Source organism: Pseudarthrobacter kochi (genome assembly GCF_055412805.1).
Window position 1 is genome coordinate 1 of record NZ_JBVAYV010000072.1, and the last position, 9660, is coordinate 9660.

9 protein-coding genes and 1 pseudogene are annotated in these 9660 nt (G+C 63.2%); 4 read left to right on the plus strand and 6 right to left on the minus strand.

Features of this window, described 5'->3' with window-relative positions:
* Both ACZY0Y_RS18990 and ACZY0Y_RS18995 read right to left on the minus strand, forming a co-directional pair.
* The coding region (locus tag ACZY0Y_RS18990) for a transposase (protein WP_463959809.1) at positions 1-119 on the minus strand (119 nt) is incomplete at its 3' end.
* 27 nt (positions 120-146) lie between these two features.
* Complete coding sequence (locus ACZY0Y_RS18995; protein WP_463959797.1) at positions 147-569, minus strand: nucleotide-binding protein; 423 nt, start codon at positions 567-569, stop codon at positions 147-149.
* Positions 570-1007: 438 nt separating this feature from the next.
* On the opposite strand from ACZY0Y_RS18995, the gene ACZY0Y_RS19000 reads away from it, so the two are divergent.
* Entirely contained in the window at positions 1008-1646 is a 639-nt protein-coding gene (locus ACZY0Y_RS19000) for a LysE family translocator (protein ID WP_463959799.1), read from the plus strand.
* A 593-nt stretch (positions 1647-2239) separates the two neighbouring features.
* Here ACZY0Y_RS19000 and ACZY0Y_RS19005 read toward each other — a convergent pair.
* On the minus strand, positions 2240-3130 hold the full coding sequence (locus ACZY0Y_RS19005) for a CPBP family intramembrane glutamic endopeptidase (RefSeq protein WP_463959801.1): 891 nt from the start codon (positions 3128-3130) through the stop codon (positions 2240-2242).
* A gap of 542 nt (positions 3131-3672) precedes the next feature.
* Here ACZY0Y_RS19005 and ACZY0Y_RS19010 point away from each other — a divergent pair.
* Together ACZY0Y_RS19010 and ACZY0Y_RS19015 are read left to right on the plus strand one after the other, a co-directional pair.
* Positions 3673-4920: an IS256 family transposase gene (locus tag ACZY0Y_RS19010; protein ID WP_463959810.1), complete on the plus strand. Its 1248-nt coding sequence runs from the start codon at positions 3673-3675 to the stop codon at positions 4918-4920.
* 262 nt (positions 4921-5182) lie between these two features.
* Positions 5183-6004, plus strand: coding sequence for an IS110 family transposase (locus ACZY0Y_RS19015; protein ID WP_463959803.1), 822 nt, complete (start codon positions 5183-5185; stop codon positions 6002-6004).
* A gap of 142 nt (positions 6005-6146) precedes the next feature.
* Here the strand turns inward: ACZY0Y_RS19015 and ACZY0Y_RS19020 are convergent, their stop codons facing one another.
* A complete protein-coding gene (locus tag ACZY0Y_RS19020) occupies positions 6147-6488 on the minus strand; it encodes a hypothetical protein (protein WP_463959805.1) in 342 nt (113 codons plus the stop codon).
* Between the two features lie 290 nt (positions 6489-6778).
* On the opposite strand from ACZY0Y_RS19020, the gene ACZY0Y_RS19025 reads away from it, so the two are divergent.
* Complete coding sequence (locus ACZY0Y_RS19025) at positions 6779-7273, plus strand: SRPBCC family protein (protein WP_463959806.1); 495 nt, start codon at positions 6779-6781, stop codon at positions 7271-7273.
* Between the two features lie 125 nt (positions 7274-7398).
* Here ACZY0Y_RS19025 and ACZY0Y_RS19030 read toward each other — a convergent pair whose 3' ends face one another.
* The gene (locus tag ACZY0Y_RS19030; protein WP_463959808.1) at positions 7399-7653 is read right to left on the minus strand and encodes a hypothetical protein; all 255 of its coding nucleotides are present in this window, start codon (positions 7651-7653) and stop codon (positions 7399-7401) included.
* A gap of 83 nt (positions 7654-7736) precedes the next feature.
* A pseudogene (locus ACZY0Y_RS19035) lies at positions 7737-8816 on the minus strand (IS110 family RNA-guided transposase); the annotation flags it as partial.
* Between the last annotated feature and the right edge of the window lie 844 nt (positions 8817-9660).

Consider the following 9660-nt stretch of genomic DNA (forward strand, 5'->3'; position numbering starts at 1 on the left):
AGCGTGCCTTCAAGGACGCCTATATCGAGGCACACCTGTGCGATCGGACGGCCCGAGGAGATCACCAGTTCAACGGCTTCGTCCTTAAACTGCTGCGTGTACTTCTTACGAACGGTCATGCGAGAAAGGGCTCCTAACAAGCTGTCTCACAAAACCATACGGCCGCACACTTCACCCACTTCAACGAGCACTGTTCGCTTGGCGTCACGCCCCAGAGCCATGCCAGCTTCGAATAGCACGTTGGGGCGAGCTTGCGCCGCGGGTTGCGTTTCCTGGTCGCCCGCGCCATGACCGTAGCAGGGCTGCAGATACGCCACCTCATCGGGTGTCATCAGGACAACCACAGCAGTCGCATGGTCGAAGGCCGCATCGAGCACCTGCCCGATGTAGGGCGAGCCCTCGCCGGTAAGTTCAACGGCTGTTGTCCACTCCATCGGAGACAAGTTGATGCTCCGTAGGAACTCGAACATAGACTTGCGGAGCGGTTCATTGCGACCGTGCACGACGAAGACGGAGCGACTGTCAATCGGGCTGTTCAGTGAGGTTCTCCTCGCGAGTATCCGGCTCACCCTCAGGGGGACAAGCTTCGCTACTCAACATAGTCGGTGCCCCCGACAAGTGCCCGTAAGCCGGTCCTCCACCGGCGGCAGGAGGGCAATATGCTGCACTCTTCCAGAAGCGCGGGCTTCCGGGCCTGCGGATTCCGTTAAGACTGGCCCGCAGAACTGCCCGGGTGCCCTATTCGCTACGGTCAAAAACGACCCTTTGTGCGTTGGTTGTCGGGGGCGTCTGAACCCGTACCGGTGTGACTTTCGGCGGTAAATGGCGGCCTTTTCACGGCGCTATTTGTCGCTTGGATTCGTCGTCGCGATCGAGGCGAGTCGGACTCTCGTCGGGGGCGTGGTGGCCAGAATGTCGCCCATTCACTGACTACCCCTCACATCCTGTCGGGAGCCGAAGTGCGCTACATTCAATTCACGTCACCCTGCCGTCGATCGGAGCTCAACATGGTACCCGCAGCTAACGTCTGGGCTTTCGCCCTCGCGGCGTTCGCGCTCATCGTCATCCCGGGTCCGAGCGTGCTCTTCGTGATCGGCCGCTCGCTTTCCCTCGGCCGCAAGAGCGGCTTCCTGAGTGTGCTCGGCAACGCACTCGGCATGCTCCCGGCCGTCGCCCTCGTGTCCCTCGGCGTGGGCTCCATCGTCGCTGAATCGATCATCGTCTTCACAGTCATCAAGTTCATCGGCGCGGCCTACCTCGTCTATCTCGGCATCCAAGCGCTCCGTCACCGCAACGACCACACCGACACCTCCCCCACAGCCAAGACTCGACCGTCCTCTTTCCGGCTCGTGCGCGAAGGATTCACAGTCGGCGTGACCAACCCCAAGACCATCGTCTTCTTCGTCGCAGTCCTCCCCCAATTCGTCGACTACGACCACGGAGCCATTCCCCTCCAAATGGTGACCCTCGGAATGATCTTCTTCACGATCGCCCTCGCCAGCGACACCGCCTGGGCCCTCACCGCAGGCACCGCACGCGCCTGGTTCGCCCGCAACCCGAAACGCCTCGCCCGCATGAGCGCCGCCGGCGGAGTCATGATGGTCGGCCTCGGTGGAGGCCTCGCTCTCACCGGCAACAAAACCTAAGCAGGTGGAAGGCTCGGCCCCGCTAGCACCGTCTCGAAAAACAAAAGTATTTCGAGACGCGGCCGTCGTATCGTGAAGGGTCGAAGGATGTCATTTTTCGAAGTCGTCTCCACGCGCCTCCGCGGAAGTCCGGGGGTTGTGCAGGCGGGTTCGAACAGTTCTGTGTTCGGACCCGCCTGCACAACAGGCATTCTGTATCGAACTCGTCTGCACTATCTTCAACCCTGGCTCTGAAGTGCCTGGAGAGGGTGGCCGGCAGGGCCGATGATGGACCGCCGGCCGTTGAGCGTGGCCTGCCGGCCAGGTTCGATGCGGCCTGGGATCAGGCCGTGCGGCAGGCTGCGCGGATGCCGGAGCGAAGAATCTGTTCGCCGGCTCCGGGATACCTTTGCCGGGCTCCAGACACCCCCGACTCCTGTCACAAACAAAAGATCAGCCACCCTTTGCATGACTTAGAATAAAGAACGGGTTAAGTGACATCTTCCGATTCCAGTTCGATTTGGAATCGGACTGTCACTTAAACGAACGTTTACATGACACGTGTCGAGCATGGGTTGAGCGCCCGTTAGGGAACCGCTACCGGACACCGTTGACTATGCGGGCCGCGCCATCGCGGCAGGGGCTTCGATGGCTTCGCCGGCACCGAGACGGCCCTTTGTCACCAGGACAACTACTGCAGCGGCCAGGATGATGCCGAGTCCCCACCAGTTCGTAGTTTCGATGAGCGATCCGGGAAACGCGATTACCAAGACGCCTAGGGAGCCATTCACGGAGGCATGGGCTAGGACCGCAGTAAGAGTGCTGCCACTGCCGTTGCGCACCCACGCCATGATCACTGAAAGCCCAATGACAACGACCACGTACAACAGAACCTGAGCAATAGTGCTGCGGGGTGTATCCCAAGTTTGAGTCAGGAACAGGGGTCCATGCCATGCGGCCCAGACGATACCGATCAGCAGCGCTGCCCCTAGCGGTGAACTTTTCTCTTGAAGCTTGGGCTGGGCGAAACCACGCCACCCGATTTCCTCCAGACCGCCGCCGAGGAAAACGATGCCAAGGAGTTGCACCGGATAGATCATCAGGACTGCGGCCAGGCCATCCGTCGTGAATGAACCCAGCGTGCCCGGCAGGAGTATTGCCCCGACTAACAGGATTGCGGGGACACCTAATAGGGCCGCACCCCACCACCGCAGGCCAAGCCGAAGGCTAGTTACGTTAGCCCAGAAGCGACGGACTCCGGCACGGCCCTCGGTGGCTCCGACGACGATGAAGGCGGCAGCGGCTGGGCCGAAGATGCCAAGTGGGTTCACCAGTGCCACTACCTGAATGGAGCCCGGTATCGGGAGCAGTCCGAGACCATCCTGTCCCAGCCACCACGGACTCCACGCGATCCATGAAAGCGCGAGGGCGAGTATAAAGAAACTTGCCAGGGGATACCGGGCGATTAGGCCCGGCTCGTTCACGGTCTGACGGTCGACATTCATTGGGGATGACTCCATATGCTGAATGCTATCCAAAGCAATCTTCGACCGGCGCCGTGACGTCGCTCAATGCATTTTGTTTCTCTTGGAAGACACCGGTGCGTCCACCGTCCCGTATGCGGGACGCCCACCGGGACGCATTCGAATCATCGTCGTCTACTCGGTTTGTCATTTTCAGAAGTCGTCTGCACGGAATGTCAGAAGTCCTCTGCACTTGGCGCAGACGGCGTTTCCTTCGCCGTAAGCCGAACTACTACGGCGGTTCTTCTACCGTCCGGTTGTCCTCCTTCGGTAAGTCGCCGCTGCGCATGCGCCCTTCCGGCCCGGGCGGTTCCTCTGGACCGGGGGTTCCGTCCCCTATGCGGCAGGGCCTAGATTGACGACATATTAGCGACGAACATTGCTGCGAGAAGAACGGGGGGTGGTTACGTCCCGTGGAGTGGTGTAGATATCGGCAGTTGCGCGTTGCTCCGGCAACGTAGTGAGCCATCGTGCGATGGTCAGTGAGAACCGATCAAAGAACTCACAAAGGACACAAACACACGATTGCTCTAGACCAGTCTGCCCTGCTTGACCTCCTTGGCCAACTGAAACTCACCGATGTCTCCGATCGGATCCGTGCCGCGACCGAAACCCTGTACCAGCAGCTCATCGAGGCCGAGGCGACCGCGTTCATCGGCGCCGCCCCGTTCGAACGCTCCGAGGCGCGGACCACCCAGCGCAACGGGTCCCGGCCCAAGACGTTGACGACGACCGCCGGGGACCTGAACCTGAAGATCCCCAAGCTGCGGAACGGGTCGTTTTTCCCGGCCCTGCTCGAACGCCGCCGCCGCGTGGACCAGGCCCTCTACGCTGTCGTGATGGAGGCCTACCTGCACGGGGTCTCCACCCGCAAGGTCGATGACCTCGTCAAAGCACTCGGGGCCGAGACCGGGATTTCCAAGTCCGAAGTTTCCCGGATCTGCGAGGACCTGGACCACGAAGTCGGCGCGTTCCGGGACCGGAACCTTTCGGCCATGGACTACCCGTACGTTTTCCTGGACGCCACCTACTGCAAGGCCCGCGTCGGGCACCGCGTCGTGTCCCAGGCTGTCGTGGTCGCCTTCGGCGTGGCCTCGGACGGGCGGCGGGAAGTCCTGGGCTTCGACGTCGGCGACAGCGAGAACGAGGGATTCTGGACCGCGTTCCTGCGGTCCTTGAAGGCCCGCGGGCTGGACGGGGTGAAGCTGGTGATCTCCGACGCCCACAGCGGCCTGAAGAAAGCCATCGGGACGGTGTTCCAGGGTGCGGCGTGGCAGCGATGCCGCGTGCATTTCATGCGCAACGTGCTCTCGACCGTGCCGAAGGGATCCCAGGACATGGTCGCCTCGATCATCCGCACCGCCTTCGCCCAGCCCGATGCCGGACACGTGAACACCCAGTTCGACGAGGTCACCCGGATGCTTCTCAAATCCCATCCGAAGGTCGCCGCGATGCTCGGCGACGCCCGGGACGACGTGCTCGCGTTCACCGGGTTCCCGGCCAGGCACTGGCGTCAGATCTGGACCACGAATCCCATGGAACGCGTCAACAAGGAGATCAAGAGACGCACTGACGTCGTCGGGGTCTTCCCCAACCCGGCTGCCCTTCTCCGGCTTGCCGGCGCGGTCCTCGTCGAGCAACATGACGAATGGGAAGCCGGCGACCGCCGCTACCTCTCCGAGGCCTCCATGGCCGAACTCAAGGCCATGGACACCGCACCCGCCACGCCGATCGAGGAGGCGATTTTGCTTCCCGAACTCACGGCAGCATAATCAAATAACTGACCTGCACGGTGTCGAGAAAACTCCACAGAGATACTGGATGTGGCTCTGGTGTGGGGGTGACTCAAAACTCCACCGACACCTTTCGAGGTTGTCTTTGAGTGGATCTGTCCGCCCGCACCAGAGCCGCTAATGCCGCTTGATCGGGGCGACATGACTTGATAGGAGCCTGGCCACCAGTCTCACCTCTGTGCTGTCTGCCTTCCCGACCCCATCGGCGATATCCCTTCAACGAAGAGACGGGTACGCAGTCATGAAAGTCGCACATCTCGAACCGCCAGAAATCACCACCGAAGTCGCGGCATCACACACCATTTTCGCGGGGGTCGATACCCACAAAGACACCCATCATGTCGCCATCGTCGACGACCTCGGACGACCGATCGCCGACCGGGAGTTCCTTGCCGTGGGAAGTGGGTACCCCCAAATCATCGACTTCCTCCACGCCCACGGCATCGTCGGCGCCGTGGGCGTCGAAGGCACCGGCTCCTATGGCGCGGAGCTTGCTCGTGTCCTGGCGGGAGCCGGTATGCGCGTGCTTGAGGTTACCCGCGCCAACCGTGCCGAGCGCCGACTGCGCGGCAAATCCGATCCCCTCGACGCCCGCCAAGCGGCATTGTCCGTCGTCGCCGGGCGAGGACTTGCGACCCCGAAACAACGCGACGGCGATGTCGAGTCGATGCGGGTCTTGCTTGCAGAACGCTCCTCCGCGACCAAGGCCCGCACTGCCAGCATGAATCAGATCCATGGCCTGTTGGTGAGCGCGCCAGAGGCCGTTCGGCAGGATTTTCGCCGCTTTGACCGTGACAAACTGGCGGTCACTCTCGCGCGCACGCGCCCTGCACCGGGCACCACCCCGGAGCTGATCGTTCGAGCATCAGCGAAACGACTCGCGCAACGCCACCAAACTCTCGGCATCGTCCTAACCGAGGCGGCCAAACAGCTCGAGGTCCCTTACCAGCGCCTACGCCGACTCGAGATAGGACAACGCGCTGACACCAACTTGGAAACCGCATACGGCGCATGGCTCGACGACAAAACCCGACAACCTCATCTGGCACAAGAAGTTGCTTGACATCAATAGGAGCATCCACTCAGCGGGACGTAACCCCCCGAGACACCGCTGTATGTAAGGGCCGGTTCATTGACGGTCTGCCGCTCATTTGCGGTCCTCCTCGGGGAGCCGCTCGAACTCAGCGGAGACCGGCCCGGCGGGCCTAAAAGCTGAGTACGGTAAAGCCTTCCTTGGCATACGCTTCGATCTCGGCGCCGGCGGCGAGGAGTTCGATGGGACGGTCGGCAAATTCCTCGGCCAGACCGAATTGCTCCACCTGTGCGGAACAGGCCGTAGGTTTGACCCCTGAGTCGATGAGGTCCGCGAGTTGCTGGTCGGCCGCTCCGCTGCCGGCGAGTTTCACGCCGGGGCCGAAAAAGAGGACGCGCACGTCGGAGCCGCGGCTCATTTTGAGGCGGCTCGCCATGACCAGCCCGGGAAGGCCTCGGTCCGCCGAATCAGTGAGGATCAAGAATGCAATCTTGGCAGGGTTGGTGGATGTCATGGGCAGTGCCTCCTGAAGTCGTTATGCCAGCCGGGCGGCGAGCATCGTGTCACACCTTACGCTCAGGTCTCGACGCGCAGGCGTCGGCCTGCTACTTCCGGGCGGTCGGCCGCAAGGGCGCGCAGGCTGTGCGGGCCCGCCCGGGGCAACAAGGGCGGCACCATGCCGCCTAGACGTCCACCGGCACAATTCCGTTGCCGGTGACTGTGTCGTTGAAAATCTATTCAGCGATATCAATGGTTGCCAAAAACATAATATACCCCCATGGGTATCGGTGCTAGAATCGCCGGATGACCAACAGATATCTCGTGTCCCGTAACCGCTTTATCGCGGCCGCTCCGGAAACCGTCTTCGAGGTGCTCGCCACACCAGCGCTGCACAGCGTGATCGACGGTTCCGGCACGGTCAAGGGCGCCCAGCCCCGCGGTCCGGAACGGCTTGCCCTCGGTGCGAAGTTCGGCATGGAAATGAACGTCAAGATGGACTACAAGGTCCTGAACACGGTCTGCGAGTTCGAGGAGGGCCGACGGATCGCCTGGCAGCCCTTCGGCGGCCACATCTGGCGCTACCTGCTGGAGCCCTCCACCGATGCCGCCGGAAACCCTGGCACCCTCGTCACGGAGCAGTGGGACGCCCGCGAAGTCCGGGCACGGATCCTAATGCGCCTGGCCGGCTACCTCCGCCGGAACCCGGCCAGCATCGAGCAAACCCTCGCCAAGCTCGACGCCTATCTGGCTCCAAAAGCCGCACCGGGCTCCGCCGCGGCCTCGCACCTGCCCCACTAGGGCGCGTCTCCCAAATCCTGGTCTCGTGAGGCGGATGCTTGAGGGGTGTCTCGTACTTCCGTTTTGACCGAGTTCTTCCGGCCGATGGCGGCTCAAGGCGCCGCTGTTCCGGATGCTTGAGTACCTCAACCACCGAACACGACCGTGAAGTCGCCCGCGTCATACCCGGGCGTCAGCGTCGGCTCCGGCCGCGGTGCGGCAAAATGCTCCTGTACCTTTTGGAAGACCTCGTCAATCCGCGGCCGCAGATACGGTGCCATTGATGACACCCGCCGGTGGCGGGTCACGGCCATCACCTTGGACAATGTCAGATTCGGGTCCGTCACCATCCGGTCGATGGTCGTAGGCCGGCAGATCGTGCAGCGACCAATCCGTTCCAAGCGCCGAACTGAACCACAGGCAGTGAAAATCCGCTAGGACCTGCCTGTCGGGACTGCGGTGTGCGGAGGCTCGGCGCAGGCCGTCAGGCAGCCATCCTGGCCACCTGCGCGGGGACCGGGGTGTAGGTGGTGCCGTCGCGGAGCATGGCCCAGAGGACGTTGAGGCGGCGCCGGGCCAGGGAGAGCATGGCCTGGATGTGGGTTTTGCCTTCGCCGCGTTTGCGGTCGTAGTAGGCCCGTGAGGCCGGGCAGGATTTCAGCGCCGAGAGCCCGGAGAGGTAGAAGACGCGTAGCAGCCTGCGGTCGTAGCGGCGGGGGCGGGGGTGGTTGCCGCTGATTCTGCCGGAGTCCCGGGGTGCGGGGGCGAGTCCGGCGACGCCGGCGAACCGGTCCGCGGTTTGGAAGACGGTGAGGTCTCCGCCGGTGGCGCCGAGGAATTCGGCGGCGAGGACGGGCCCGAATCCTGGCATGCTGAGCAGGGACGGGGTGTGCCGGTGTTCGGTGACTTTCTCGCTGATCAGCACATCGAGTTCGGCCAGCTCCTTGTCGAGGGTGATGATTTCCCGGGCGAGGGCGGCGACGATCATCTCGCCGAGATGCTGGGCGGGGACGGTGGTGTGTTGGGATTTCGCGGCATCGACGGCGGCCTGGGCGACCGCTGCGGAGGAGCGGGCGCCGTTTTTCTTCAGCCAGGCATGCAGCCTGGTCTGGCCGGTGCGGCGGATCCCGTCCGGGGTGCGGTGTTTGGTCAGTAGCAGCAGGGCGGCTTTGGAGCGGCTGTAGTCAAAGGCCCGCTCCAGCGCGGGGAAGTATTCGAGCAGTTGGGCCTGCAGGCGGTTGATCGCCCGGACCCGGTCCGCGGACTTGTCGGCCCGCCGGGCGGTCAGTATCCGCAACCCGGTGCTGATCTCATCCCCGGCCCGCAGCGGCTGCAGGTCGCGGCGCATCCGGGCCTGGTCGGCTATTACAGCCGCGTCTTTCGCGTCCGTTTTGCCCTCGCCGCGGTAGAGCTTGGAGGCGTGGTGCACGATCCGGCCCGGGATGTAGAGGATTTTCTGGCCGTGGGCGACGAGGACCGCGATCAGCAGCGCAGGGCCGCCGTGGTTCAGGTCCGTCGCCCAGATGACCTCGTCCCCGTCCCCGAGTTTGAGGACGTTGGCGATGCGTGTCCTTATCCGGCGATCATGTCGCGTCTCTCAATCAGCGGTCGGGTCATCGCGGGGCGGCGGGCGGCCAATCCTTCGGAGCCGTCACGAGATGAGTCGTCCGGCCACAGCAACAAAGCCATACCCGCCTCCCCCGGGTAGCCACGACCCTACAACGGCCACGGAACCACCCGTCAACACCATAAGGACAGCAACCAAAAAACGTCGCAGACGTAGGCAGGGCCAGGATCTCCGGAGCCCTGCGACGGAGGCACTGGACCCAACAGCCGGCCGCACCAGCGGACGCCTCATTGGGTGTGAGCGCTGCGAGCATGCCTTTGGTCCTGAGTAGGGTGAGGCCATGAGTGATCAGCCACCGCGTTCCGGCCGCCCACACCGTGCGCCGCACGCCCTGGCGGATCCGGTGATGATCCGGGACCGGTTCTTCGTGGTCATGATGCGCACCGTCCTGGAACTGCAGGGCACCCCCTGCATCCCGATGGAGGAGGAACGGATCGGCCGGATCCCCGGCGCTGGCCATGCGCCGATCCTATGTGGGCGCCCACGGCCGGGCCGGCGAACACGCCGCCCGGTCCATGCGGGCAGTTCCAGAGCCGGGTTTTTCCCGGTGGCGTGCAGCCTTCGTGCGTCGTGGAGCGGCCCGGGCCGCTTCACACAGATGCCGTCCGTCCGGACGCGGACCTACACTGATCCGGTAGTACGAGCACGAACCACCTGTCGCAGGGCAGGGCTGAGGTGTACTACTGATGTGAGACAGTCTTTGAAAGGATTGTTCCCATGTCTTCCCGTCCCACGTTTTCTGATGAGTTCAAGGCTGATGCTGTTGATCTCGTGATTACTT

Coding starts and splice junctions, on each gene's coding strand:
- ACZY0Y_RS19000 (WP_463959799.1), top strand. CDS start 1,008: ATGGTACCCGCAGCTAACGTCTGGGCTTTCGCCCTCGCGGCGTTCGCG.
- ACZY0Y_RS19005 (WP_463959801.1), bottom strand. CDS start 3,130: ATGAATGTCGACCGTCAGACCGTGAACGAGCCGGGCCTAATCGCCCGG.
- ACZY0Y_RS19015 (WP_463959803.1), top strand. CDS start 5,183: ATGAAAGTCGCACATCTCGAACCGCCAGAAATCACCACCGAAGTCGCG.
- ACZY0Y_RS19020 (WP_463959805.1), bottom strand. CDS start 6,488: ATGACATCCACCAACCCTGCCAAGATTGCATTCTTGATCCTCACTGAT.
- ACZY0Y_RS19025 (WP_463959806.1), top strand. CDS start 6,779: ATGACCAACAGATATCTCGTGTCCCGTAACCGCTTTATCGCGGCCGCT.